The organism is Arthrobacter monumenti (assembly GCF_054511255.1).
Window position 1 is genome coordinate 177937 of record NZ_JBTNCY010000006.1, and the last position, 26348, is coordinate 204284.

Sequence of the window (26348 nt, forward strand, 5' to 3'; positions counted from 1 at the left end):
GATTTACTTCTCTATGGCCCGGCGCCGAGCGACTGCACCGCCCCAGGATTTTACGGAAAATATCGTCGATATCGACGTCACCTCCGAAATGGAGGGCTCGTTCCTCGAGTACGCATATTCCGTCATATATTCACGCGCTCTCCCCGATGCCCGTGACGGCCTCAAGCCGGTGCATCGGCGAATCCTGTACATGATGACGGACATGGGCCTGCGCCCGGACCGCGGACACGTGAAGTCGGCCAGGGTCGTCGGGGAGGTGATGGGAAAGCTCCACCCCCACGGCGACGCCGCCATCTACGACGCGATGGTCCGGATGGCGCAACCCTTCTCGATGCGGCTGCCGTTGATCGATGGACACGGGAACTTCGGCTCGCTCGACGACGGTCCCGCGGCGCCCCGCTATACCGAGGCGCGCCTCACTGCCGCTGCTCTGGCGCTGACGGACCATTTGGGTGAAGACGTCGTCGACTTTGTTCCGAACTACGACAACCAGCTCACCCAGCCGGAGGTCCTGCCTGCGGCCTATCCGAACCTGCTGGTCAACGGCTCCTCGGGTATCGCCGTCGGCATGGCCACCAATATGGCTCCCCACAATCTCGGGGAAGTCATCGCCGCGGCCAGGCACCTGATTGCCAACCCTGAAGCCACCTTGGACGATCTGATGGAATTCGTACCGGGTCCGGATCTTCCCGGTGGTGGCAAAATCGTCGGGCTGAGCGGCATCCGCGACGCCTATGCGTCCGGCCGCGGGTCCTTCAAGATGCGCGCCAAGGTGGAGGTCGAGCAGCTCAACGCCCGCCGGACAGGTTTGGTCGTCACGGAGCTGCCCTACGGCGTCGGGCCGGAAAAAGTGATCGAGAAGATCAAGGACGCCGTCACCTCCAAAAAACTCCAGGGAATTTCCGACGTCGTCGATCTTACGGACCGTACGTACGGGCTGCGGCTCGTGATCGAACTGAAAAACGGGTTCAATCCGACCGCCGTGTTGCAGCAGTTATACCGGTATTCGCCGATGGAAGACTCCTTCGGCATCAACAATGTCAGCCTCGTCGACGGGCAGCCACGCACCTTGGGGCTCGTCGAACTGCTGCAGGTGTACATCGACCACCGGATCAGTGTTGTCCGCCGGCGCACCGCCTTCCGACTGGCGAAAAAGAAGGACCGCCTGCACCTGGTCGAAGGTCTGTTAATAGCCATTGTCGACATCGATGAAGTTATCCAGATCATCCGCTCCTCCGATGAGGCCGCCGCCGCACGTGAGCGGCTGATGGCGATCTATGACCTGACCGAGATCCAGGTAAACCACATTCTTGAACTCCGGTTGCGTCAACTGACGAAATACTCGCGCATTGAACTTGAGAAGGAGCAGGACGAGCTGCGGCGCGATATTGAGGCGCTGGAGAGGATCCTCAACTCCGAGGAGCTGCTGAGGGATCTGGTCTCCAACGAACTGGCAGAAGTAGCCGCTAAGTATGCGACGGAGCGCCGTACCGTCCTGCTGGAGGCAGAGGCCGCAGCACCGGCCATGGCGTCCGCACCGGCAATCGGAAGCAAGAGCGCCAAGCCGGTTATGGCGCTGGAAATCGCAGACGATCCATGCTGGGTTGTCCTATCCACTTCCGGGCAGCTGGCGCGGACATCGGACCGGAATCCTTTGGCCGAATCGGGGCCCCGGACGAAGCACGATGTATTCAAAGCGGTGATTGGCACTACGGCCCGGGCCGAAATTGCCGCAATCACGTCTCTGGGCCGGATGGTGCGTGTGCAGGTGATGGATATGCCGGTCCTGCCGGCAACGTCCGGACTGCCCAATCTCACCGGCGGCGTGCCCTCCAACGAATTCATCACTCTGCTCAAGGGCGAATCCCTGGTGTCGCTGGTGCCATTGGACCAGGTCATCGCCCTGGGCACGGAGCAGGGCGTGGTCAAACGCGTCAACCCTGAATATCCGCTCAATCGTGACGACTGGGACGTCATTGCGCTCAAGCCGAAAGACAGGATTGTGGGCGCGGCAGCCGTGGGCGAAAACGACCAGCTCGTGTTCATTACGGCACAGGCTCAGTTACTCACTTTCGCTTCCAGCCTGGTCAGGCCGCAGGGCCGCACTGCGGGCGGTATGGCCGGGATAAAGGTCGCCGCTGAAGACACGGTGCTCTTTTTTGGCGGGGTCAAGGCAGAGGACCCTTCCGCCGTCGTCGTCACCATTGCAACTGCCTCATCCGTACTGCCCGGCATGTCAGCCGGCTCGGCGAAGGTCACGGAATTCTCCGAATTCCCGGCGAAGGGACGGGCCACTGCAGGGGTGCGGGCCCACCGCTTCCTTAAAGGCGAGGACGCGCTGACCGTCGCCTGGGCCGGCCATGGTCCGGCGAAGGCTTCTTCCTCAAACGGTGTTTCCAGGGCGTTGCCGAACGAATATGGCCGCCGGGACGGCTCGGGTGTACCGCTCTCACAAACTGTCGAACTGTTGGGTCCGTCGCAAAGCTGGCCAACCGCGACAGAGGCGGCGCCGGGCGGCGGGTAGGAGTCAGGGTGCTCCACTATCAAAATTGAGCGCCACGACTCCTGCCACGATCAGGGCTATGCCAATGACTTTGACCATGCCCAACTGCTCGCCGAAAAAGAAGGCGCCGATGACGGCTATCAAAGCAGTCCCCAAACCGGCCCAGATGGCGTAGGCAACTCCCACCGGTACCGTACGGAGGGTCAACGACAGCATCCAGAACGCCAGGCCGTAACCGACCGCCACACCCACCGAGGGCCACAACCGGGTGAATCCATCCGAGAGCTTCAGCAGAGAGGTCCCGGCTACTTCAAAAACGATGGCCAGGGCGAGAAATACGTATGGCATTGTCGACTCCTTTAGTCACGCCGTACTCGCCGATGCGTCTGCGGTTGATACGGGACACTAATAGGCGTCCCCGCACTCTTTACTCCAAAGCGTGGTCGAAAGTCAGCGTCCGGTGGGTGGGAGTGTAACCGAGCCGTTCATACAAGCCGAGGGCGCCTGACGGGTTCTCGGTATCGACCTGCAGCCCTGCATTATCCACTCCACCGGCCTTAAACCGGCGCATGGCCTCAACCAGGATCGCCGGGGCTATCCCGCGTCCGCGCCAGCCACTGCGCACTCCCAGCAGCTCCGTATACCCCTCGCTGTACCCATGGATCTTGACCGAGTTCGGGTCCATGCTGGCAATGTGGTATCCGGCCACTTCGCCGCTGGCCCCGTCGATCACGGCCATACTCCATTCGGGTTTGAAATCCGGATGGCTAACGGTAAACCGCCAACTTTCCTCGTCACGGGGTTCGCTCCCCCAGTGATCCTGGAACGCTTCATTGTGGGCCTGGCGGATACTGTCGGAAATTTCCGGATTGAAGGTCACGAACTCCAACCCGCTGTCCAGACCTGCCTCGGGGATCGGCTCACTGAGCGGTTTGGTCATTTCGGTCCAGTAGCGCACGACCTTGGTACCCATGGATTCCATCAAGGCAATGTGACCCCGGTTGTTTTCTTCCGCGTAGGTACGCAGTACTCCCGGCGCGGCACCGGCCTCCACGAACCGCTGCCTGGCCCGCGCCTCCTGCCAACGGTAAACAACCGTGCCGATGCCCCTCCGGCGCCATTGGGGATCGACGCCGCCCCAGGAGTAGACCTTGAGCGATCCGTCATTGCTGGTCACCCTGCCGAAAGCGCGTGGAATTCCCGCTTCATCGATGCCGAAGAGACTGTTCAGTGCCGGATCATTTCTTGAGGAGTTGAAGACCTCCTCCAGGTCCTGCCGCCGCTCAAACCAGATTGGCTTGTCCGCCTCAGCCATTCGCTCAATCAATTCCAACCAGGAATCGACGTCCTCCGGCGTGATGCTGCGCCACGTCAAACCGGTCGAAGAATCGGGCAACGGGGCGGGGATGCTGGCTGTCATATTCCAAGACTATCGGCCCACCGCTTTGAAATTTACCTCCTTCGAATTGATGCCGGGAGCCTACGGCGGACCGTGCGGCGCGCAAAGGTTCTACGCAATGTAGAACCTTGACCGAAAACCGGGTAAATTAATGACAGGTACAAGTTCATAGTGAACTTTGGAATACAGGACTACGACGCCACCTGCAATGGCGTTACAGGCAGACAAGGAATCCGGATGGCCACTCTCGGCGAGCTCGAACGCACAGTGATGGATCTTCTGTGGGAGAACCCCGAAGCGGTGACAGCCAATGCACTCCGCGACATGCTCGCCCGGAGAACGCATGGGGAACAGGCCAGCAAGGAACTGGCGGTGACCACGGTCCTGACTGTTCTCTCCCGGCTGGAGAAAAAAGGTCTGGTGGAACGCGCCCGCGACACGCGGCCGCACCGCTATCAGGCAGTCACCAGCAGGGAAGAGCATACGGCGGACCTGATGCATGAGGTTCTTGGATCTGCGCCCAACCGCGAGGCAGTGTTGGCCCGGTTCCTCGGATCCGTCAGCGATGGCGAGGCGGCGACCCTGCGTAAACTGCTCGGACACAGCTAGGCGCCGCGGGGCGCCGGACGGTATCGCATGATCTGGGCATCGTACGCGCTGGCCGTTCTCGCCATCATCCTGGCCTGGCCGGCTCCGATCATCCTTTCGAAGGCGCAATGGCCGGCACGATCCCCCTTTACCGCGATGATCCTGTGGCAGGCAATCGCGCTGGCCGGTGGGCTCTCAATGATCGGCGCCATGCTGGTATGGGGGCTCGATCCGCTTGGAGACAACCTGCTGGAAGGCATGGGCGTCCTGGCGGAGATCGTATTAGGGAGCCGGTCCACGGAGGCGTTGGGCTTCTGGCACGTCTTTGCGCTCAGTGCAGCCTTCCTGTTGGGCCTGCATCTTGTCTTCACGCTGCTGCTGACGTACATCCGGATTCAACGCCAGCGACGGCGGCACCGGGATTTACTGCGTATCCTCAGTTCACCTTCCCCGGAGTCTGCCTCGACTGTCGTGATTAACCATCCCGCCCCCGTGGCATACTGCCTGCCGGGAGGAGCAAGGTCGGTGACGGTTTTATCCGACGGTCTGGTCAATCTACTTGAACCGGATGAGCTCGAAGCCGTGCTCATCCATGAGCAGACCCACTTGACCCAGCGCCACCATCTCCTGCTGTGGGCGTTCGCGGCCTGGCGTTCCGCCTTGCCATGGCTGCCCACGTCTCAACTGGCCCAGCGCTCCGTGAATGAACTGATCGAGATGCTGGCCGATGATGAGGCACTGAAATCGGTCGACACGGCGTCGTTGATTAAAGCGATCGCCATCGTCGCCTCCGGAACCGGTCCATCTGAGAGCACGGATGACGACGACAGCGACTTGGCCGGATCATCTTCTGCCAACGGACATTACAACACCGGCGGCAGTCCTCCCGGCACGCCCGGAAGTCCGATGGAGTCCGGTATGGATGCCGTGACGACCTCGCACCGGATCAGCCGTCTGATCACGCCCCGCCCCGCCCTGCCGCAATCCGGGCAGTCAGTAATAGTGGGTGTGTCCGCCGCGTTGCTCGCGGCGCCGACAGTATTGCTGATTGTTCCGGGACTGTTGGGGCTGTGACCGGTTGCTTCCGCTCCGGTTGCTGTTGAGCTGTCCGGGGTCCGCGGCCTGTCCGCTTACGCGTCGATCCGTTCACGGTCCAGGACAGCGGCGCCGGCGATAATGAATTCCTTGCGGGGAGCCACGTCGCTGCCCATCAGCAGGTCGAAGGCCCTCTCGGCTGCCTGCGCGTCTTCCACTCCCACCCGGCGGAGCGTCCGGTGCCGCGGGTCCATCGTCGTTTCCGCCAGTTGATCGGCGTCCATCTCACCGAGACCTTTGTAGCGCTGGATTGGTTCTTTGTACCGCTTTCCGTCCTTCTCAAGCCGCCCCAGCAGGACATTCAACTCATTCTCGGAATAGGTGTAGATCATCTCATTCGGTTTCGAACCGGAATGGATCACCTCAACCCGGTGCAGGGGCGGTACCGCAGCGAAAACTCTCCCTGCCTCAACGAGAGGACGCATATAGCGGAAGAACAACGTCAGCAGCAACGTTCGGATATGCGCCCCGTCCACATCGGCGTCGGTCATGAGGATGACTTTGCCATAACGCGCTGCCTCAATCTGGAAACTCCGCCCGGAGCCGGCACCGACGACCTGGATCAACGCCGCACACTCGGTGTTGGAGAGCATGTCCCCCACCGAAGCTTTTTGGACATTGAGAATCTTGCCTCTGATCGGCAGCAGGGCCTGATAGTCGGACGACCGGGCCAATCTTGCTGTTCCGAGAGCGCTGTCCCCCTCAACGATGAAAAGTTCGGATCGGTCCACGTCGTCGATCCGGCAATCCGCGAGTTTGGCCGGCATTGCCGACGTTTCCAGGGCATTCTTGCGGCGCTGCGTTTCCTTATGTACCCGCGCGGAGATCCGTGATTTCATCTCCGATACGACTTTCTCCAATAACACCGCGCTTTGCTGCTTGTCGGCGCGTGTTTTGGAGTTCAGCTTTGCCAGGATCTCCTTCTCGACCACCCTTGCGACGATCTGGCGCACCGCCGGCGTGCCGAGAATTTCCTTCGTCTGTCCCTCGAATTGCGGCTCGGCCAGCCGCACAGTCAGAACAGCAGTAAGACCGGCAAAGACATCGTCCTTGTCGATTTTGTCGTTGCCCGCCTTCAGCTTGCGGGAGTTCGCCTCTATCGCCTTTCGGAAAGACTTCAGCAGCGCCTGTTCGAAGCCGCTGAGATGCGTTCCTCCCTTGGGAGTGGCAATAATGTTCACGAAGCTGCGCACGGTCGTGTCGTAACCGATCCCCCAACGCAGAGCGATATCCACCTCGCAGTCACGTTCGACCTCGGTAATGTGGCTGTGTCCTTTATCGTCAAGCACTGGCACCGATTCGGAAAACTTCCCAGCACCGTGCAGTCTCCAGATATCGGTGACGGGGCTGTCGGCGGCCAGATAATCCGCGAACTCGGAAATTCCGCCGTCGTGGACGAATATTTCTTCGATGGGACCGTTCTCCCCAGGGGTGCCGGGCAATCCCCGTTCGTCCCGGAGAGTGATTTTGAGCCCCGGGATCAGGAAAGACGTCTGCCGGGCACGGGCCTGGAGCTCTTCGTAGGAAAATTTAGCGTCCCGGGTGAAGATTTGCGGATCGGCCCAATACCTCACCCGTGTGCCGCTCACGCCCCGCTTCGTGGTCCCGCTCTTGTCCAGCGTCGACCCGGTGGTGAACGGCTCAAACGGCGCCGTCGGAGTTAGCGTTTTACCCTTGTCCCTGAAATGTCCCGGTTCACCACGGCGGAAGGACATCTGGTATGTCTTGCCGCCACGGTCCACCTGCACGTCCAGCCGCGATGATAGAGCGTTGACCACGCTGGCGCCGACGCCATGCAATCCACCGGAGGCCGTATAGGAACCCCCACCGAATTTGCCACCCGCGTGGAGCTTCGTGAATACCACTTCCACACCTGACAAACCTGTCTTGGGCTCGATATCCACGGGAATACCCCGGCCATCGTCATGGATCTCGACGGAATCGTCCGGATGCATGATTACTGTGATGCTTTGGCCATATCCAGCCAGCGCCTCATCCACGGAATTATCGATGATTTCCCACAGGCAGTGCATCAGGCCCCGGGAATCAGTTGATCCGATATACATGCCTGGGCGCTTCCGGACCGCCTCCAGCCCTTCCAGAACAGAAAGATGCCGTGCTGTGTACTCGGATTTCGTAGGCACCACTGTGGTCTTACTCCTCGGCTTCGAACTGCCGGGAACTACCGGCGGATAATCTGGACCCTTACTAGGCTATCGACCTTTTCCCACGCCTGATGACACCGCCTCCCGGGGCGAGTCGGACCACCTCCGGGTTCGGAACGGGGCGATAGCTTCTGCAACATCCGTACGCGGATAGCGAAAGCGGCCAATCCTGCGAAGAAATTGGACCGAATAATGGTTGTATAGAGTGTACGAACTACTAAGGAGGTCGTCATGACGACAGCTGTAGCCAGCCGCGAACTAAACGCGCTAGACCGCTGCGACCGTTGCGGAGCGCAGGCCTATGTACGTGTCGTGCTTGAATCCTCCGGTGGTGAGCTCCTGTTCTGTGCACATCATGCCCGTGAACATGAGCCGAAGCTGAAGTCCCTCGCATCAGAGTGGCAGGATGAGACAAGCCGACTGCACGAAAAGGCCGGCACCGCCAGCGAGGGCTGATCTGTAACGAACCGCCCGCCGGTTCATTGCACCTCACGGCGTCTAAAACTTAAAAGCGAAGGGGCCTTCCTGTTGGAGGGCCCCTTCGTCGTGCTCTGCGCCGGTCCGCATTTGCGGAAGCCGGTTGGTTTTAATCCAGGTAGTCGCGCAGCACCTGAGACCGCGAAGGGTGCCGAAGTTTCGACATGGTCTTGGATTCTATCTGCCTTATGCGCTCGCGCGTCACTCCGTAGACTTTTCCGATCTCGTCAAGCGTTTTGGGCTGTCCGTCTGTAAGCCCGAACCGCATAGCCACGACTCCGGCTTCCCGCTCGGACAGGGTGTCCAGGACGGAGTGCAACTGCTCCTGCAAGAGTGTAAAGCTCACGGCGTCAGCCGGTACTACCGCCTCGGAATCCTCGATCAGATCACCGAATTCGGAGTCACCGTCTTCGCCAAGCGGCGTATGCAGTGAAATCGGCTCCCGGCCATACTTCTGGACCTCGACGACCTTCTCGGGGGTCATATCCAGTTCGAGCGCCAATTCTTCAGGAGTTGGTTCGCGGCCGAGGTCCTGCAGCATCTGGCGCTGGACGCGTGCCAGTTTGTTGATGACCTCCACCATGTGCACCGGGATGCGGATGGTACGTGCCTGGTCGGCCATGGCACGCGTAATCGCCTGACGGATCCACCATGTCGCGTAGGTCGAGAACTTGAAGCCCTTGGTGTAGTCGAATTTCTCGACGGCACGAATCAAGCCGAGGTTGCCTTCCTGGATCAGATCAAGGAACAGCATGCCGCGGCCAGTGTAACGCTTGGCCAGAGATACAACGAGGCGAAGGTTTGCTTCGAGAAGATGGTTCTTCGCCCGCTTGCCGTCATGGATAACCCATTTCAGCTCCCGCTTCAGCTTTTCCGGCAGGTCCTTCTCTCCGCCAAGCTTATGTTCGGCGAAGAGGCCCGCTTCGATTCGAAGCGCCAGGTCCACTTCCTGCTCGGCATTCAGAAGGGCGACTTTGCCGATCTGCTTCAGGTAGTCCTTTACGGGATCGGCTGTAGCTCCGGCGGAAATGACTTGCTGGGCCGGGGCATCGTCATCGTCGGCGTCTGAGTAGACAAAGCCGGATCCGGTGGGAGCCTCCTCTTCGGCAGCCGCTGCTTCCGCGGCACCTTCCGGCAAGTCCTCCACGTCGGCATCGGCCGCAGGCGTGGCCTCTTCGACTATCTCGTCGACGACGTCCTTCTTCCGCGTTCCGCCTTTGCCTGCCGGTTTCGCCGGAGCCTTAACCGTATCCGCCTTGGACCCTGTCTTTGATTTCGCACCGGCGTTACCGGACATGCTTTTCCTGACGCTGGTCAGCTCGGTTCCCTCTTCCGGGGAGCCGTTTGCGCCCTTCGCCGCGGAGTTGGGCTTTACGCCCGTCGTGCCCTCTTTGGCGGACGTAGCGGTTGTCTTCTTAGAAGCCGGTGACACAGAAAACCTTTCATACAGCGGTCTGTGGCATCACCAAAGGGGTAACACCACTATGACCCTGTCAAGTCCGTGATTGATTTCGAGGCGTAACGCCGCTGGTAGATCCACCATGTGAAACTATCAGCCCGGGCCTAATGTTCCCCGGATTCGGCGTCCATTCGACTACTCGAAGCACGGACCCAACCGGGTCTCCTTTGTATTGTCTCACGATTCCATGGCCTCGGTACACTCTTTGGGGCGGCTGGCAGAGGGCTGCCCCGGACCCTTTTATGCTGCTTCAGCGCCGATGCTGCTCCATGCAGTATCCGCTCTGGTGGCCCACCGCGGCAGGCGGCCAGTGGCAAACAGCTGCTCTAAAAGCACCGCCAGCTTGTACTTGGGATCCAGCTCGAGGCACTTATCCAAGTAGCTTTGGGCATGCGAACCCCGTCCCTTGGTCCACTCAATCCACGACAGCATGGTCAGCAGGGCCGTTGACGATGGACCGGAGCTGAATTGCAGCAGCATCTTGAAGACATCCGCCGCGCGGTTTATCGTCCTCCAGTCAGGTGGACCGTCATGCCCGCCCACCAGTACGGTCTGGAATACGGCGAGCGCCTCCGCTGCCCCGTCGGGATCTTCGTCGGTCCTTCGCCCGGGTGCGTGGTTCAGCTTCAGTACGTCCGGAACCACCAACGCGCCGGATTGTTCCGACAATAAACCGCCGGAAAGTGCTCCCTTTAGAGCGGTTTCCGGACCGACGCTGATTTGCACCAACAGACAGTCGCGAACGGTTTTGCATGTGAGACTGGCGAGCAGAAAGCCTGCCGAGTCTTCGTCCAGGATCCCCGAGGGCAATCTGCCGGCGCGCCGGGAACCGTCGTCAGAGGTGTCCACAGCCGTTTGCCAAGCGCCCATCGTTGCGGCGAATTGATCTTCCTGCAGCCATGAGGTGCCGACGCGGTGAACATTCTCCCGTATGGCTTCTTCAATCGCCCGGTCTGTATTGACCTGCAGTTCAGGGCCGATGCCGGTTGCTTCTTCAATACTGCGTCCGTAATGGCTGCCGCGGAAAACAAGCTCGGCGTTGAGCTCGCTTGAAGTGATGTCATCGATCGGCCGTCCGGGCCACGGGCAACATTTGATGTCGTCGCAGAAGTAGTCCCGCCAAACTGAACCCGAAATCCACCAGGCATCCCGGATTGGGATCCCGGCAAAGGCAAGACATGCTTCCAGGGCATCCATGATTCTGCTGTGCGGCCGTGCCGACTGGTCGCCCCAAGGAGCATCGGTGTACAAGGCGACGATCGTTGAATCCCGCGTTGTATCGCCGCCGAGGTAGTCCCTGATCTGCTCGGCGAAATCGCCCGCCTCATTAGGAGTGGGATCGTCCGGAAGATCCACCCGCAATGTCGCGCCTACACGTCCTCCCCTCATCGTGATGAAGACAGCGCTCTCCCGTGGCCAAAAACCAAGGGCGTGCGGGATATAGCTCAGGATATCGGCGGAGGTTCGGATTCTGTACGGCTTTTCATTAGTCATACCGCCAAGTCTTGACCGGCCCGGAAGCGGCGAAAAGGCGCGCCGGCCGCTTTGTGCGCAACTTCCTGCAGACGGCGCGTTGGGGAGGACGAGTGGGTGCCGGCGCTTCAGCTTAGGCGGGGTCGCCGCCGTCGTCCGGTTCTTCGCTGCTGCCCGGGTTCTCCCCGTCATTACCATCCCGGGTGGCAAGATAGGCTTCGACCGCCGCACCGAGCTCTTCGGCGTCAGGAAGCTCATCGTTATTCTTGGTCAGCAGCGAGCGGCGTTCCAATCCGCCGGTGTACTCGTCGTAGCGCTTCTCCAGATTCGAGACCACACTCTGGACTTCGCTGGAACCGGCCACTTGTTCTGAAATCTGTCGTTCGACGGTCCGGCCTGCTTCCCGCAACCGGTCAGCGGGGAGCATCAGTCCTGCGGCCGCTCCGAGGTACTCCATGGCACCGACGGCGGCGGGAGGATAGGTCGCCTCAGCCAAATAGTGCGGAACGTGAACCACGTATCCCACAACGCTGATTCCCGCCTCCGCCAGCCTGAGCTCGAGCAGATGGCCAATTGAAGCTGATAGCTCTGCCGTCGGCTTCCAGGATGTGATGCCCTCGATCAGGTCCGGCCGGTTTCCGTGGGCGGTGACGCCCAGCGGCCTAGTATGCGGAACCGGCATGGGCATTGAATGGACCCAGGTTACGAGATTCACGTCGAGCTTGCGGGTGAGGGCGACCACGGCACTGGCGAACCGTTCCCACTGCAGGTCCGGCTCGAATCCGGTCAGTAACAGGAATGGCTGTTGCAGTCCGTCGTACAGCCGGTAGAGATCAAGCCGCGGTGGCTGATACTCGGAAAAGTGGTCTTCAACAAAGGTGATGTGGGGGCGTCGGGATCGATAGTCGATCAGCTGGTCGGCATCGAATGAGGCAATTAGCTCGTTGTCCAGATGGTTCAGCAGCTCTTCGCTGATCTGCGACGTGACCTGACCCGCTTCGGCGTAGCCGGTGAATCCCATCAGCATGTTCAGACCCTTGAGGTCCCCGGTGCCCATTACCTCTGCGTTGGTGCTAAAGAGGGTCAACGGATCAAGCATGGTTTCCTCCATCTCTTTGGCCAGCCATCGCTGGGTCGTATGCGTTCACCAATAGAACGTCCGGGACACCCCAATCAATTCCGCAGCTGGGACTATCCACAACCTTGACTACGGTCACAATAAACGTACAGCAGAGCTGCAACGGAAAGACTACGATCAATAGAACCGCTGCCCGGCGCATCATCGGGCAATCGCCGGTCCAGGTTTGTAAGGTGTCTCCTAAGAGGCAACCAGCATCGAGCACATAGAAGTGAGGAAAAGTCTCCGTGATCAAAGCCAGCGAACTCAAACTCCACGCCATCGCAAAGGACGCCAAAAAGGTGCAGTGCGATGCAATTGTTATCGGTGTGGGTGAGGGCACGGAAGGGCCCTTCCTCCTGGAGAACCCGCTCTCCCCCAAGGCGGCAACGGCACTCAGCGAAACTCTTGGTTTACTCGGTCTCACCGGCGCTCTCGATGAAGTCCGGCGCCTGCCCGGTCTGCCCGAGCTGAATGCGGATCTGCTTGTGCTGGCGGGGGTCGGCAAAACAGGGCCAGGTGGCGCCGTCGACGACGAGTCACTGCGCCGGGCGGCCGGATCGGCAGTACGCCAACTGGCGGGTGTGTCCTCGGTACTTCTGGCACTGCCTGCCTCAACGGTTCCGCTGGCGGCCGCCATTGCCGAAGGGTGCGCCTTGGGTGCCTACTCCTATAACGAGTACCGGAACACCAGTGCGAAGTCCCAGCCGGAAATCGTCAAGGAAGTCACCATCCTTACCGCGGCAGCGGACGAAAAGCCGCTTAAGGATGCCCTCAATCGTGCATTGGTCATTGGCAAAACGGTCAATGCCACCCGGAGTTTGGTTAACCAGCCGCCGAGCGATCTCTACCCCGAATCTTTCGCGCAGTCGGCCAAGGAGCTCGCCCGCAACCTGCCGGTTAAGGTAACGGTGATCGACGAAAAGAAGCTGGAGAAGGACGGTTATGGCGGGATTCTCGGAGTCGGGAAGGGCTCTTCCCGTCCACCCCGCCTGGTCAAAGTCGAATACTCGCCCGCCAAGGCAAAGGTGAATCTGGCTTTTGTCGGCAAGGGGATCACGTTTGACTCCGGCGGATTGTCCCTCAAGCCGGCCGGCGGGATGATGACGATGAAGCTCGATATGGCGGGAGCCGCCGTCGTACTCAATTCCGTTTTGGCCATAGCCGAGATGGGGCTTCCGGTAAAAGCAACGGCATGGTTGTGTCTTGCAGAGAACATGCCGTCCGGCACGGCTCAACGTCCCTCAGACATTATTACCACCTATGGCGGCCGCACTGTCGAGGTCCTCAACACTGATGCCGAGGGACGGTTGGTAATGGCCGACGGACTCGCCGCGGCCAGTGAAGAAAAGCCCGATGTGATCCTGGATGTGGCCACGCTGACCGGTGCGCAGATGGTGGCTTTGGGCTCGCGGGTATCGGCAGTCATGGGCGACGAAGGCGTGCGCGCGGCGGTGAAAGAGGCTGCCGACCGGTCAGGCGAGCAATTCTGGCCGATGCCGTTCCCCGAGGAACTGCGTCAGACGTTGGATTCCCAGGTCGCGGATCTGAAGAACATCGGCGACAAATTCGGCGGAATGCTGACCGCAGGGATCTTCCTGCAGGAATTCGTCGGTGAAGCAGACGGGGAGCGGATCCCCTGGGCTCACTTGGACATCGCCGGCCCCGCTTTCAACGAAACTGCACCATATGGTTACACCCCGAAGGAGGGCACCGGTGTTGGTGTGCGGACGTTGATCGCTTATGCCGAAGACGTTCTGAGCCGTACAAGCTAACCAGAGCACCAATGGCGTGACACTGGACACACCGGCCTCCCATCGGGCGCGGATCCACCTGTAGTAAGTGGAGCGCGGGCGCGGATGGGCGCTAAGGTGAACACGGAGATAGAGCACCAAAATCACAATTCGGCGTGCAGCGCACGTCATCGATTACGCGAGGGAGCGTCCAAGTGGCCGATTCAGCTGCGCAAGAATTTGACATCCTGGTTCTCGGTGGAGGAAGTGGCGGCTATGCCGCCGCCCTGCGCGGAGTGCAATTCGGGAAATCCGTTGGACTTATCGAGAAGGGGAAGCTGGGCGGCACCTGCCTCCACAATGGCTGCATCCCCACCAAAGCACTGCTCCACACCGCGGAAATCGCCGACGGCGCCCGGGATGCCGAAAAGTACGGCGTAAAGGCCACGTTCGACTCCATCGACATGGACGGCGTCAATAAGTACAAGGACGGCATTGTTGCCGGCAAGTACAAGGGCCTGCAGGGGCTGCTCAAGAAGAAAGGCGTCACGGTCATCGAGGGCGCCGGAAAGCTCGTGGGTGAAGACACCATCGAGGTCGATGGGAAGAAATACACGGGTAAGAACATCGTCCTGGCCACCGGTTCCTACTCCAAGAGCCTCCCCGGGCTGGAGATCAAGGACCGCGTTATCACCTCTGACCAGGCGCTGAAGCTGGACTATGTCCCCAAGAGCGTCGTGGTGCTTGGCGGCGGTGTTATTGGCTGCGAATTCGCTTCCGTCTGGAAGTCGTTCGGCGTGGACGTCACGATCGTTGAAGCACTGCCCTCGCTGGTGCCCAACGAAGACGACGCGATTATCAAGATCCTGGAGCGCTCCTTCCGTAAGCGCGGCATCAACTTCTCCACCGGCGTGCGGTTTGAAGGCGTGGAGCAGAACGACGACGGGGTCAAGGTCAAGCTGGAGGACGGCAAGACTTTCGACGCCGACCTGTTGCTCGTCGCCGTCGGACGCGGCCCTGTTACCGACGGACTCGGTTACGAGGAAGCCGGGATCACCATGGACCGCGGATTCGTCATCACGAACGAACGTTTACACACCGGCGTCGGAAACATTTACGCGGTCGGTGACATCGTGCCCGGGCTGCAGCTGGCACACCGCGGCTTCCAGCAGGGCATCTTCGTCGCCGAGGAGATCGGCGGAGAGAACCCGGCCGTTATCGATGAGTCCGGAATCCCCCGCGTTACCTATAGTGAACCGGAAATCGCCTCGGTCGGATTGACCGAAAAGGGAGCCAAGGAAAAGCTCGGCGAGGATTCAGTCCAGGTCCAGGAATACAATCTGGCAGGCAATGGCAAGAGCTCGATCATCGGTACCGGCGGTTTGATCAAACTGGTCCGGGAAAAGGATGGACCCGTCATCGGAGTCCACATGATCGGCAGCCGCATGGGCGAGCAGGTTGGCGAGGCGCAGCTGATTGTGAACTGGGAGGCGTTCCCCGAGGAAGTTGCCCAGCTCATCCACGCCCACCCCACGCAGAACGAAGCCCTCGGCGAGGCGCATCTGGCTCTGGCCGGGAAGCCGCTGCACGGCTAGGACTTGCGGCACACGCCTCCGTAATGCCACTACGGAGGCGTACCGGGTGGAATAAGCTGGCAATTAGGAACTCAAAAGAATCTTGGATCTACAAGGAGAAACGGGGACGACATGTCTGAATCCGTGAACTTACCCGCACTAGGTGAAAGTGTCACCGAAGGTACGGTGACCCGATGGCTGAAGCAAGTGGGTGACCGGGTCGAGGTCGACGAGCCCCTGCTCGAAGTGTCCACCGACAAGGTCGACACGGAGATCCCTTCTCCCGTTGCCGGCGTGATCGAGGAAATCCTCGTGGCCGAGGATGAGACCGTTGAGGTTGGTGCTCCCCTGGTTACTATCGGCGACGGCGAAGGCGGCGGATCGGGCGATTCAGACGAGTCTTCGGAATCAGCCGAATCGGATTCCGGCTCGGAAGAGCATGCGGAAGAAGAAGCCGAGGAAGCCACCAAGGGGGAAGCCACGGAGGCTGCTCAGATTCCGGAAGAGGCGATGTCAGCGGATGAGTCCGGTTCCGACGGCGGCAAAGAGGCTTCCGGCGGCGACGAAGCATCGTCCGGCGACAGCGGCTCCGGCGGCGGCGAGGGAACCGACGTTACGCTCCCTGCTCTCGGCGAGAGCGTAACCGAGGGTACTGTCACCCGCTGGCTCAAGCAGGTCGGCGACAGTGTCGAGGTCGACGAGCCGTTGCTCGAAGTTTCCACCGACAAGGTCGATACGGAGATTCCTTCTCCTGTGGCTGGAACGTTGCAGGAAATCAAGGTCGCCGAAGACGAGACAGTCGAGGTTGGTGCCGTGCTGGCCGTCATCGGTTCAGGTGAAGGCGCACCTTCGTCCGCTTCCGCCGACGATGCAGAACCTGCTGCAGCGGCCGAATCAAGTGAGCGTGAAAAGCCGGTCGAAAAGCCCAAGGAGTCGGCTGAAGAATCCGGCGGTGACGAAGCGCCCAAGGACGACAAGGCCAGCGACGAGAAGAAAACCGCGGAAGCAAAGGACGACCGCACCAAGGAAGAGTCGTCGAAGTCTGCTGAAGAATCCGCACCGGAGAGCAAGCCATCCCCGGACGAATCCGGAACTGACTTCAACTACGTAACGCCGTTGGTCCGCAAACTGGCCAACCAGAACGACATCGACCTTTCCACCGTCAAAGGCACCGGTGTTGGCGGCCGCATCCGGAAGCAGGACGTTATTGCCGCCGCGGATGCCAAGAAGTCGGAGGCCGCCCCTGCTGAATCCGAGGCTCCGGCAGCGGCAGGGAAGCCGTCCGGCGGTGGCGCCGTCAGCGAGGCAAGTTCAAAACTGCGTGGCACCGTGGAAAAGGCTCCCCGGATCCGGCAGACAATTGCCCGCCGGATGCGCGAATCACTGGACGTCTCCGCACAGTTGACTCAGGTCATCGAGGTGGACATGACCAAGATTTCGAAACTGCGCAATGCCGCGAAGAAGTCGTTCCAAGAGCAAAACGGCGCCAAGCTTACCTACCTGCCCTTCTTTGCCAAGGCAGTAGCTGAGGCATTGAAGCAGCACCCGAAGCTGAATGCGTCATTCGACGAGGAAGCCAAGGAAATCCAGTACCACGCGGCGGAGCATCTTGCTATCGCGGTCGATACTGACCGCGGGTTGCTGGTTCCGGTAATCAATGATGCTGGAAACCTCAACTTGGCCGGCCTGGCGCAGAAGATCGCAGACGTTGGTGCGCGCACCCGCGACAACACCATCGGGCCCAACGAGCTCTCCGGCGGAACCTTCACGATTACCAACATCGGCAGTGCTGGGGCCTTGTTCGACACACCGATCATCAACCAGCCGCAGGTTGGCATTCTCGGGACGGGAGTCATCGTGAAACGTCCTGTCGTTGTCACGGATGCGGACGGGGACGACACGATCGCCATCCGGTCAATGGTCTACTTGTCGCTGACCTACGACCACAGGCTGGTCGACGGCGCGGATGCGGGACGATTCCTCCAGAGCCTCAAGGCACGCCTGGAAGAAGGCGCGTTCGAAGCTGACCTCGGGCTCTAATCCTGCAGGTACGAGCTGAATGACTGTGGGCACTGCCGAATGGCGGTGCCCACAGTCATTTAATCAGACACTCTTTGGAACTAAGTCTGCTGAGCACATAGGCTGGGAGCAGCAGCGACGCAGACGCCGTTTGACCGGTGCCGGCTCCGCTGCACTGCTAGCGACCGACGAAACCAAGGAGTGCAGATGGCTACAACACGTACAGCGCATACTATTTGGAGCGGTGACCTTCCCAGCGGCTCCGGCCAGGTGTCCCTCGATACTTCAGGCATCGGCACTTACGATGTGACGTGGAAGGCTCGTGCGGAGGAGGCAGACGGGAAGACCAGCCCGGAAGAACTCATCGCCGCGGCGCATTCCGCCTGTTTCTCAATGGCTTTCAGCGCCGCGCTCAAGGAAGAGGACAAGACCCCGGAGCGGGTGGAAACCAAAGCGGACGTTTCGTTCCAGCCAGGCGAAGGCATCACCGGTATCCACTTAACGATGTCGGCCAGTGTGCCCGGTCTGAACAATGAAGACTTCCAGCGGATCGCCGACGGGGCGAAGACCGATTGCCCTGTTTCTGCAGCATTGAAGGGAACCACGATCACTCTGGACGCCACTCTGGAGGGATAGTCCTTCCATTGGTTTCCGTCTCCGGTTACCTGAAAGACGCCCCGTTGCAGGTTCTGCAACGGGGCTTCTTCGTGCTCCGGATCCTTTAGTCGTTCTGAGGACGCGGCGGCAACGATGCCGGCTGCAGTTTCCTGTACCCGGCGAATTCCGGCGGCCGGTCCGTGGGCAGTTCCGCCAGCATCTCTTTAAGCACTCCGACGCCATGTTCGAGCTGGGGATCTTCACCGGCAGCGTACGCGTGCGGTGGGAACGGTACCTCGATGTCCGGGTCAACACCGTAGTTTTCAACGGCCCATCCGACTCCTCCGGTGAACCAGAACGCATACCTCGGCTGGGTCACGGCTGTTCCGTCCGCCAGTTTGAACCGGCCGTCTATGCCGACGACGCCGCCCCAGGTCCGCGTACCAATGACCGGACCGATCGCCCGCAGCTTGGATATCTGGGTAATGATGTCACCATCGGACCCTGCAAATTCGTCGGCAAGAATCACGACAGGGCCACGCGGCGCGTGCGCCGGGTAGGTCTGCGGCTGTTCGCCGCGGGGCAGGTTCCAAGCGGAGACTTTCCGCCCGATCAGCTCTGCCACCAGTTGCGAGGTATGTCCGCCCCGATTACGCCGGACATCGATGACCAAGGCATCTTTGGCCGTTTCACTGTCCAGATCCCGGTGCAGCTGGGACCATCCCCGGGCCACCATGTCCGGTATATGCAAATACCCGAAGCTCCCGCCGGACGCCTCCCTGACAATTCTGCGGTTACCTGCCACCCAGTCCTGGTACCGGAGCCGCTCCTCGTCATGGACTGGTACGACGGCGATCCTGCGGTGGGTGCCTGCTGCTTCCCCATGCCCGGCGCCGTTGATAATGGTCAGCTCAACCGTCTTTCCGGCAGAACCGGCCAGTTGTGAACTGAGACTTCGTGACCCGGACACTTCGACGCCGTCGACAGCAGCAATAATGTCGCCCCTGCGGGCGGCCGCCCCAGGGGCCGTCAGAGGTGAGCGCGCCAGCGGATCGGATGATTCACCCGGCAGAATGCGGACGATCTCCCAGCCGCTTTCATGTCTCTTGAAGTCGGCGCCGAGCAGTCCCTGTTTACCCGCGCCCGGTTCAACCATGAGGGCGGGCATCACATAGGCATGTGAAGTGCCCAGTTCGCCATGCAGTTCCCACAACAGATCCATCAGGTCGTCGTGTGAACCCAGCTTATCCACCAGCGGTCGATAGCGCTCGTAGATGCCCTGCCAATCAATGCCGGCCATATCCGGCGCCCAATAGAAGTCGCGTTGCAGACGCCAAGCCTCGTCAAACGCCTGGCCCCACACCTGGACCGGGTCAAGCCGGACCCGTATCCGCAGGAGGTCGACGTCGACACTCTCGGCGGATCCTTCGTCCACCTTCCCGCCGGCCGGAACAACCCGGACCTGGTTTTCATGCACCACCACAAGGCGCTTTCCGTCGCCTGTAATGCGGTACCGGGTAACGGCAGGAACCAATGTCGAAACTTCCCGCTTGGCCAGATCGAACCGTTCCAAACGCTGCGCCGGATCCTGATCGGTCAGGGACGCCCGACCGTCTCCGGTCACACCATAGATGTCACTGGCGATCCACAACAGGCCGCCGTCCGCAGCGGCCAAGCTGTCGTAGCTCCCCTGCGGAACCGGTATTGAGATGAGCCGGTCCGCAATATTTTCCGGGTCTACGGTAACCGGCGCGGAAGTCTGATCGTTCTTTGCCTGCCCGTTGCCCTCCGATTCCTTCGAAGACTCCTCAGTGGAGTCTGCCTGCATGTCCGTCTCAGTACCTGTTCCATCCGGTGATGGTCCGAAGGGCGAGGGCGTTTCAGCGGACAGTGCCACCAGGAACGGCTTGGTTGAGGACGGGAAGCTCAGATCGAAACGATGCGTGTCGTATACCGGGTCAAAACTGCGTTCGGACAGAAATGCGACGAAACGCCCGTCCCGGGTGAACACCGGAGAGTGGTCGTGGAAACGGCCGTCGGTCAAGTCGATAATGTCGCTGGCCGGCTGATCCGCATCCTTTTGACCGTTGCCGCCCGCGGACGGCATGGCCGCGCGGGCAATGCGGATCTTTCGACGTCCACCCTCACCGGTCACAGGCTCCGCCCAGGTAACCCAGGCCGAGTCGGGCGAAAATGCGAGCTCATCGATGGCGCCGTGATCCGTGGACGAGATGCGGCGCAATTCCTTCGCGGCGCCGTCGAGCACAAACACTTCGCCGAACTCTGTGGCAACGGCGGCAAGAGTCCCATCGGGACTGGCAGTTATTTCACTGATTCTCGTCGGATGGGGCAGCGGAATACGGACAGTGTCATCTTCCATCCCATGAGCTTCACCCGCGTTCTGATTTTTCCCTGGTCCGGCATCGCCTGCCTGGCCCTGCGGCCGGACTGTTTCCGTGCCGGTACTGCTCTCTCCGTTACCGCTCCCGCCGTCGGCCTTGCCGGTCTGACCGTTCCCGTTTTTGGCGGTATTGACTTCTGCTGCCGAAACCGGGCTGGGTAATGCCGGCTCACCCGAGGGGGCATTGGACCGGTCCGCCGGTTCTGTCGCGGCGGGGCCCGGACCCGCGCCGGCAACGGGCCGGGCGAAGACGTCCTTCAGATAGAGCGCTTCCTCTCCCCCGTGGTCCGCAACGTAAATGACCTTGCGCGTTCCCATTGGGCGGGAAAGGCGGGCGCGGACGCCGGGGGCAGCTTCAATGACCCGGGAAGGACCATCGCGGTGCGTCAACCAGTGAACTGTTCCATGGGTTTCGACGACGCTGGCACGCCCTGTTTCATCGGGGACCACGTCACTCAAGTGATTGGCAACCTTCAGCGGACGCTCACGTCGGGAAGTGGAAGCAGATCCAAGAGTGATGTCCAGCTGCCTTGCCTCCGATTTCAGATCGTCCAGGAGCCAAAGAGATCCAGCTGATTCGAACACAATCCGTTCGCCATCGGTGGAGGCGTGGCGGACGTAGAACTCCTCATGGTCGGTGTGCCGCTGCAGCTGGCTGCCATCGGGACGGACGGAGTAGAGATTTCCGTAGCCCTCATGATCAGACAAGAAGACGATCCTGCCCTCGATCCACATTGGATCGGCAATATTTCCGTCGATTTCGGGAGCCAGCCGGCTGAAATCACCGGATCCGTCCACATCGATCCAGAGCTTCCCGGCCGTGCCTCCGCGGTACCGCTTCCACCAGGCAGGCTCACGCGAAAGCACGCTGGACAGCACAACGGGCCGTTCATCCCCCACGGAGGGACCAAAGGAAACGGAGTCCACGGGCCCATACGGAAGAACCCGGGGCGGTGCTCCGTCGAGCGGAACGGCATACGCCCAGGTGTGACGGCTCTCTTCGCGCTCGAAAGAACTGGTGACCAGGACCTCGTTCCCGGAGGCGAAACCCTTAACCTTGGTGGAAGCGTGCCCCCAGTAGGTCAGTTGCCGGTAATCACCGCCGTCGGCCGAGGCAGTCACCACTTCCGGGGCACTGCCTTGGATGACTGTCCACGCAATGCGGGAGCCATCCGGCGAAAAACGCGGGTTACGGGCTGGCAACTGCATGGCCGATACTCGCCAGGCCCGGCCACCGGAGAGCGGCGCAACCCATACGTCGTCCTCAGCAACGAACGTCACTGAATCACCGTGCAGATGCGGGTACCGGAAGTAACTGGATGAGGTCATCTTTCGATCTTAGCCAAAAGATTACCTCGTTTTGGCGAGCCCGGCAGGGCACCGCGCGCCCCGCTGTTTCCCTATTGGGCAGGAGCTGATGTGCTGTCGTTTAGTGGTTCCAATATCTCCGCGATAAGCCACCGTCCGTCCATCTTCCGCAGCAGCAACGTCAACTGTTGCCTGCCTCCAGATTTCTCCTGGCGTACGACATCGCCCTTCGGATCCAAATCGGTAAAACCGGTGGTGTGCGCGGTGACAGCCAGGAGGGCTGTTTCCTTAGCTTCCTCTTTTCCACCTGGATCCTTCCCGCCGGTGCTCCCGGTCGGTAACCGTTTGACCTGCTCAATATTGGTTTCAAAGCCGGCCAGCACGTGGCCGGACTCTTTAAGCCGGCCGGCGATTTTGGAATCAGCCGCCATCGCCGGCGAGTCCGGTACATTGACTTGCTCCAACAGTCCGGTCCGGCCACTGCTGAAGGCGTAGGACCGCACCCACGCCAGGGCGGGCACCGCTTCCTCTGGACTGGCCGACCGCAGTCCGTCTTCAATCCTGTCCGGCAGCCCGGAAGCCTGCTCACGATCCGGAGGCGGCTCAGACGGAGGTACGGAGGCAGATATTCCGGCTTCCGCCAGATCGGGCTTTGATGAAGGTTCGGTTGAACTGTTGGCAAACATCCCGCCGGCGACGAGTGCTGCGGTCAGCAGTGCCGCCGCCGCCAGGGGTATCCGGAGATACCGCCCGGACAGGCGCCGGGGCCCGGATTGACTGGAACGTCCTCTAAACGGGAGCCCCCGGCGGAGGCCTTTCCGCTTCTTGTCGAGCACAGCCCTTCGTGTGAGCAGATGGGGCAAAACGCTTTCGTGTACCGCCTGAACCAAATTGACGGGTATTGCCTCGGCACTGTTGTACACGGCCTGCTCGAACTCCGTTGCGGATGGCCTCACCGCAGCGTCGGGTTCCAGTCCCGCCTCAAGGATTGCGGCCAGTTCTTCGGGGACACCAGGGACGAGGATCGACAGTGGCGGTCTCCTGTCCTTGGCAGCCGGCACACGACCCGTCAGGGCGTACCATCCCAGCGCGGCCAGGCCGTGGATGTCATCTTCGGGGTGCAGCGACTCTTTGCGCCATTCAGACTGGTCGTCCGGGGCTTCAAAGCCAGCCGTACCGGCGGACGCCGTCCCGCTCTCGCCGGTCATCCGTCCGAGTCCGAGGTCCGACAGCAGTGGCTTACCAAGCTCGGTAAACAGCACATTGCCCGGAGCCACATCCGAATGCGTGATGCCTTGGCCATGGAGGTAGGCCAGACATTGGGCTATGGGGGTCAGTATGGTGACGACTTCCCCCACGGGCAGTTGACCGCGTGTGCCGACCAGCGCAGCCAACGAGCCGCCGGCCGCATAGTCCATGATCAATGTGGTCGTGCCACCGCTCTCCAGGACGTCGTGCAGGCGCACCAGGTGTTCATGCCCCAACCTGTCCATCAGCTGCATCTCCCGCCGCGCCTGTCCGGCTGCCACCCCGCCGGGAGCATCGTTCCGTCCAACAGGGTTGAAGACCTTCGCAGCGAACAACCCGCCGGTCCTGTCCGAGCTGGCGAGCCAGACCTCGGCGCTGCCTCCGGCGCCCAGTTTCCTGCCGCGGCAGTAACCCGTGAGAACCGGCGGCCCGGGATTGGCCGGATCCTCTTTCGGCGATGGTCTGTGATCGGAAAATTGCTCCATGGTCCATGGATACAGCAATTGGAAAACCCTTGCAGAAGTTATCCACAATTCCTCATTTCAGCCCATAAATCATACGTCTAGAGGAGTTGGCCACCCGGACATTAGGGTGACAAGCATGACTCTGGAGTTTTCACAGCTCGGGCTCGCGCCCCACTTTGTTAAGTACGAGGACGGTTGGGCGGCCCAGCAGAAGCTGCACGCCGAGGTTCTGGCCGGCACTGCTCCCAGCACCGTGCTGCTTCTGGAACATGAAGCCGTCTACACCGCGGGAAAGCGGACCGAAGATCACGAACTGCCCTATGACGGCACCGACGTCGTTCATGTTGACCGGGGCGGCAAGCTCACCTGGCACGGACCGGGGCAGCTGGTCGGCTATCCGATCCTCGACCTGCCCGATCCGATCAAACAATCCGAGTATGTCCGGCTGCTTGAAGAGATCATCATCACCGTTCTGAAGGACTTCGGGGTCGAAGGTGAAATCGTCCAGGGACGCTCCGGTGTATGGTTGCCGGCAGATTCCCGCGGACCGGCACGGAAGATTGCAGCAATTGGTATTCGGGTAGCCAACGGCGTGACGATGCATGGCTTCGCCATCAACTGCAACAACGATCTGCGCCCCTTCGGCAAAATCGTTCCCTGCGGAATTTCGGACGCCTCGGTCGCCTCCATTAAGGACGAGACGAAACAGGACGTCAGTCCGGCCGATATCCTCCCACGCATCATTGAGGAACTCGGACGCCATGAAGAACAACTGGTCGCCGGCCCGGACACCGGCGGCGCCCGGCAGGGACGGCCCGAAACCGGCAGTGCCCGGAAGGAAGGAGCATTACTGTGACTGTAGCCCCGGAAGGCCGGCGCATGCTTCGCGTAGAGGCCCGCAACGCTGAAACGCCTGTTGAACGTAAGCCGGACTGGATCAAGTCCAAAGCCAAGATGGGACCCGAGTTCATCGGGCTCAAAAACCTGGTCAAGAAGGAGGGGCTCAACACTGTCTGCGAAGAAGCTGGTTGCCCCAACATCTTTGAATGCTGGGAGGACAAAGAAGCAACTTTCCTGATCGGCGGGTCGCAGTGCACCCGCCGCTGTGACTTCTGCCAGATTGATACCGGAAAGCCATCACGGCTCGATGTCGCCGAACCGCGCAAGGTCGCGACATCCGTCAAGGCGATGGAGCTGCGCTATGCCACCGTGACCGGTGTTGCCCGGGACGACCTCGAGGACGAGGGTGTCTGGCTGTATGCCGAAACAATCCGCGCGATCCATACGATGAACCCCGGCACCGGCGTCGAGATTCTTATTCCCGATTTCTCCGGCAAGCCTGAGCTCATCCAGGAAGTAATCGACGCCAAACCGGAGGTTTTCGCCCACAATGTGGAGACCGTGCCCCGGATCTTCCGCAGCATCCGCCCCGCCTTCCGCTATGAACGCTCCCTTGATGTCATCACCCAGGGCCGGGACGCAGGTATGGTCACCAAATCGAACCTCATACTCGGCATGGGCGAGACCCGCGAGGAGGTCTCCGAGGCGCTGCGGGACCTGCACGAAGCCGGGTGCGACTTGATTACGATTAATCAGTACCTGCGGCCCAGCAACCGTCATCACCCAGTTGACCGCTGGATTAAGCCGCAGGAATTCATCGAAATCCGTGACGAGGCCGAAGAAATCGGCTTCCTGGGCGTTATGAGCGGCCCGCTGGTCCGGTCCTCGTACCGCGCCGGCCGGATGTGGGCAGGTGCTATGCGGAAGAAGGGGCTCGAGTTGCCTCCCGAGCTGGCGCACATCCAGGAATCGGGCTCAACTCTGCAGGAGGCAGCCAGCCTCGTGTGAAGCGCGGGCGGAAGGCCGCCAAACGGTGCACAATGCCTGCATTAGCCTGCCGGGCGTCAACCACCCGCCGCCTTATCCCGTAGAATTGATAGCACTATGGCCAAAAGGACTGACTCAGACGTGACCAACGCCGACGCTGGCGATCCGAGCCGGAAGCGCGGACTCTTTAAGCGCAAAAACAAGGCGGACAAGGCTAACAAAAAGCCCGGGCGCATGAAGCAGATGCGGGACGTGTTCAAGATGACCCGCCGCCATGATCCCAATGTGGTCTGGCTGATGCTGCTGGCGTTCCTGGGAATCGTTGCCGTTGGTCTGGTCATCGGTCTGCTGATCAACAACTGGATCACGGCGCTCATCGTTGCCCTCCCGTTGGGACTGCTGGCGGCGATGTTTATCTTGTCCCGGCGCGCCGAAAGAGCCGCCTTTGCGCAGCTTGAAGGACAGCCGGGCGCGGCCGGAGCTGCTCTAAGCACCCTCCGGCGTGGCTGGATTACCGAAGAGCAGCCCGCCGCCGTCGACCCGCGCAGCAAGGATGCCGTCTTCCGCGCCATCGGGCGTCCCGGCGTCGTACTTGTCAGTGAAGGACCGCCGCACCGGGTCAAGCGCCTGATTGACGGCGAACGCAAGAGGTTGAGCCGGATTCTGCCGAATGTGTCCATCCACGTCATCCAGACCGGCGACGGCGAAGGTCAGGTTCCGCTGAGCAAAGTCTCCCGCCGCATCCAGAAGATGAAGAAGGAACTGACGAAACAGGAAGTGCAGCAGGTCAACAAGCGCATCTCCTCGCTGGGCAACAAACTGCCTATCCCGAAGGGGATCGATCCGTTCAAGGCCCGCCCCGACCGAAAGGCGGCCCGCGGCCGCTAGGGTGCGCCATTCG

General features: G+C 60.8%; 19 protein-coding genes. 11 read left to right on the forward strand and 8 right to left on the reverse strand.

The annotated features are described in order from the left end of the window. Positions 1–13: 13 nt before the first annotated feature. Positions 14–2524, forward strand: a complete 2511-nt coding sequence (locus ACX80B_RS10735; protein ID WP_459295892.1) for a DNA gyrase/topoisomerase IV subunit A — start codon at positions 14–16, stop codon at positions 2522–2524. 3 nt (positions 2525–2527) lie between these two features. Here ACX80B_RS10735 and ACX80B_RS10740 read toward each other — a convergent pair whose 3' ends face one another. After that, on the reverse strand, positions 2528–2851 hold the full coding sequence (locus tag ACX80B_RS10740; RefSeq protein WP_459295894.1) for a DMT family transporter: 324 nt from the start codon (positions 2849–2851) through the stop codon (positions 2528–2530). Positions 2852–2930: 79 nt separating this feature from the next. Continuing rightward, complete coding sequence (locus tag ACX80B_RS10745) at positions 2931–3923, reverse strand: GNAT family N-acetyltransferase (protein ID WP_459295896.1); 993 nt, start codon at positions 3921–3923, stop codon at positions 2931–2933. 216 nt (positions 3924–4139) lie between these two features. On the opposite strand from ACX80B_RS10745, the gene ACX80B_RS10750 reads away from it, so the two are divergent. After that, entirely contained in the window at positions 4140–4511 is a 372-nt protein-coding gene (locus ACX80B_RS10750) for a BlaI/MecI/CopY family transcriptional regulator (protein ID WP_459295898.1), read from the forward strand. Positions 4512–4538: 27 nt separating this feature from the next. Next, positions 4539–5564: a M56 family metallopeptidase gene (locus tag ACX80B_RS10755; RefSeq protein ID WP_459295900.1), complete on the forward strand. Its 1026-nt coding sequence runs from the start codon at positions 4539–4541 to the stop codon at positions 5562–5564. A 56-nt stretch (positions 5565–5620) separates the two neighbouring features. On the opposite strand, the gene ACX80B_RS10760 is transcribed toward ACX80B_RS10755, so the two are convergent. After that, a complete protein-coding gene (locus tag ACX80B_RS10760; RefSeq protein WP_459295901.1) occupies positions 5621–7729 on the reverse strand; it encodes a DNA gyrase/topoisomerase IV subunit B in 2109 nt (702 codons plus the stop codon). Positions 7730–7981: 252 nt separating this feature from the next. Here ACX80B_RS10760 and ACX80B_RS10765 point away from each other — a divergent pair, with 252 nt between their 5' ends. Continuing rightward, positions 7982–8206, forward strand: coding sequence for a DUF7455 domain-containing protein (locus tag ACX80B_RS10765; protein ID WP_026535343.1), 225 nt, complete (start codon positions 7982–7984; stop codon positions 8204–8206). A gap of 130 nt (positions 8207–8336) precedes the next feature. Here ACX80B_RS10765 and ACX80B_RS10770 read toward each other — a convergent pair whose 3' ends face one another. The 3 genes from ACX80B_RS10770 to ACX80B_RS10780 form a co-directional block, all read right to left on the reverse strand. After that, a complete protein-coding gene (locus tag ACX80B_RS10770; protein ID WP_459295903.1) occupies positions 8337–9659 on the reverse strand; it encodes an RNA polymerase sigma factor in 1323 nt (440 codons plus the stop codon). Positions 9660–9926: 267 nt separating this feature from the next. Continuing rightward, on the reverse strand, positions 9927–11180 hold the full coding sequence (locus tag ACX80B_RS10775; protein WP_459295905.1) for a DUF4192 domain-containing protein: 1254 nt from the start codon (positions 11178–11180) through the stop codon (positions 9927–9929). A 112-nt stretch (positions 11181–11292) separates the two neighbouring features. After that, on the reverse strand, positions 11293–12282 hold the full coding sequence (locus ACX80B_RS10780) for a proteasome assembly chaperone family protein (RefSeq protein ID WP_459296130.1): 990 nt from the start codon (positions 12280–12282) through the stop codon (positions 11293–11295). A 242-nt stretch (positions 12283–12524) separates the two neighbouring features. On the opposite strand from ACX80B_RS10780, the gene ACX80B_RS10785 reads away from it, so the two are divergent. From ACX80B_RS10785 to ACX80B_RS10800, 4 genes are all read left to right on the forward strand, one after another. Next, positions 12525–14051, forward strand: coding sequence for a leucyl aminopeptidase (locus ACX80B_RS10785; RefSeq protein ID WP_459295907.1), 1527 nt, complete (start codon positions 12525–12527; stop codon positions 14049–14051). Between the two features lie 173 nt (positions 14052–14224). Next, entirely contained in the window at positions 14225–15604 is a 1380-nt protein-coding gene (gene lpdA / locus ACX80B_RS10790) for a dihydrolipoyl dehydrogenase (protein ID WP_459295909.1), read from the forward strand. Between the two features lie 111 nt (positions 15605–15715). Next, positions 15716–17623, forward strand: coding sequence for a 2-oxoglutarate dehydrogenase, E2 component, dihydrolipoamide succinyltransferase (gene sucB / locus ACX80B_RS10795; RefSeq protein ID WP_459295911.1), 1908 nt, complete (start codon positions 15716–15718; stop codon positions 17621–17623). A gap of 186 nt (positions 17624–17809) precedes the next feature. Beyond that, complete coding sequence (locus tag ACX80B_RS10800) at positions 17810–18238, forward strand: OsmC family peroxiredoxin (RefSeq protein WP_459295913.1); 429 nt, start codon at positions 17810–17812, stop codon at positions 18236–18238. An 85-nt stretch (positions 18239–18323) separates the two neighbouring features. Here ACX80B_RS10800 and ACX80B_RS10805 read toward each other — a convergent pair whose 3' ends face one another. Together ACX80B_RS10805 and ACX80B_RS10810 are read right to left on the reverse strand one after the other, a co-directional pair. Next, positions 18324–21929: a S41 family peptidase gene (locus tag ACX80B_RS10805; protein ID WP_459295915.1), complete on the reverse strand. Its 3606-nt coding sequence runs from the start codon at positions 21927–21929 to the stop codon at positions 18324–18326. 71 nt (positions 21930–22000) lie between these two features. After that, positions 22001–23641 carry a serine/threonine-protein kinase gene (locus tag ACX80B_RS10810; protein WP_459295917.1) on the reverse strand — a complete coding sequence of 547 codons (1641 nt, stop codon included), beginning with the start codon at positions 23639–23641 and terminating at the stop codon, positions 22001–22003. 115 nt (positions 23642–23756) lie between these two features. Between ACX80B_RS10810 and lipB the strand changes: the two genes are divergently transcribed. From lipB to ACX80B_RS10825, 3 genes are all read left to right on the forward strand, one after another. Next, entirely contained in the window at positions 23757–24476 is a 720-nt protein-coding gene (lipB, locus tag ACX80B_RS10815; RefSeq protein WP_459295919.1) for a lipoyl(octanoyl) transferase LipB, read from the forward strand. Further along, positions 24473–25468, forward strand: coding sequence for a lipoyl synthase (gene lipA / locus ACX80B_RS10820; RefSeq protein WP_459295921.1), 996 nt, complete (start codon positions 24473–24475; stop codon positions 25466–25468). Before lipB ends, lipA begins: the two co-directional genes overlap by 4 nt. A 96-nt stretch (positions 25469–25564) precedes the next feature. Continuing rightward, positions 25565–26335, forward strand: a complete 771-nt coding sequence (locus ACX80B_RS10825) for a DUF4191 domain-containing protein (protein ID WP_459295923.1) — start codon at positions 25565–25567, stop codon at positions 26333–26335. The last annotated feature ends 13 nt before the right edge of the window (positions 26336–26348 follow it).

Bases quoted from the DNA above. Each gene is read 5' to 3' on its own strand.
- lipB (WP_459295919.1), top strand. From the start codon at position 23,757: ATGACTCTGGAGTTTTCACAGCTCGGGCTCGCGCCCCACTTTGTTAAG.
- ACX80B_RS10825 (WP_459295923.1), top strand. From the start codon at position 25,565: ATGGCCAAAAGGACTGACTCAGACGTGACCAACGCCGACGCTGGCGAT.
- ACX80B_RS10745 (WP_459295896.1), bottom strand. From the start codon at position 3,923: ATGACAGCCAGCATCCCCGCCCCGTTGCCCGATTCTTCGACCGGTTTG.
- ACX80B_RS10805 (WP_459295915.1), bottom strand. From the start codon at position 21,929: ATGACCTCATCCAGTTACTTCCGGTACCCGCATCTGCACGGTGATTCA.
- ACX80B_RS10810 (WP_459295917.1), bottom strand. From the start codon at position 23,641: ATGGAGCAATTTTCCGATCACAGACCATCGCCGAAAGAGGATCCGGCC.
- ACX80B_RS10775 (WP_459295905.1), bottom strand. From the start codon at position 11,180: ATGACTAATGAAAAGCCGTACAGAATCCGAACCTCCGCCGATATCCTG.
- ACX80B_RS10740 (WP_459295894.1), bottom strand. From the start codon at position 2,851: ATGCCATACGTATTTCTCGCCCTGGCCATCGTTTTTGAAGTAGCCGGG.
- ACX80B_RS10765 (WP_026535343.1), top strand. From the start codon at position 7,982: ATGACGACAGCTGTAGCCAGCCGCGAACTAAACGCGCTAGACCGCTGC.
- ACX80B_RS10800 (WP_459295913.1), top strand. From the start codon at position 17,810: ATGGCTACAACACGTACAGCGCATACTATTTGGAGCGGTGACCTTCCC.
- ACX80B_RS10735 (WP_459295892.1), top strand. From the start codon at position 14: ATGGCCCGGCGCCGAGCGACTGCACCGCCCCAGGATTTTACGGAAAAT.
- ACX80B_RS10755 (WP_459295900.1), top strand. From the start codon at position 4,539: ATGATCTGGGCATCGTACGCGCTGGCCGTTCTCGCCATCATCCTGGCC.
- sucB (WP_459295911.1), top strand. From the start codon at position 15,716: ATGTCTGAATCCGTGAACTTACCCGCACTAGGTGAAAGTGTCACCGAA.
- ACX80B_RS10750 (WP_459295898.1), top strand. From the start codon at position 4,140: ATGGCCACTCTCGGCGAGCTCGAACGCACAGTGATGGATCTTCTGTGG.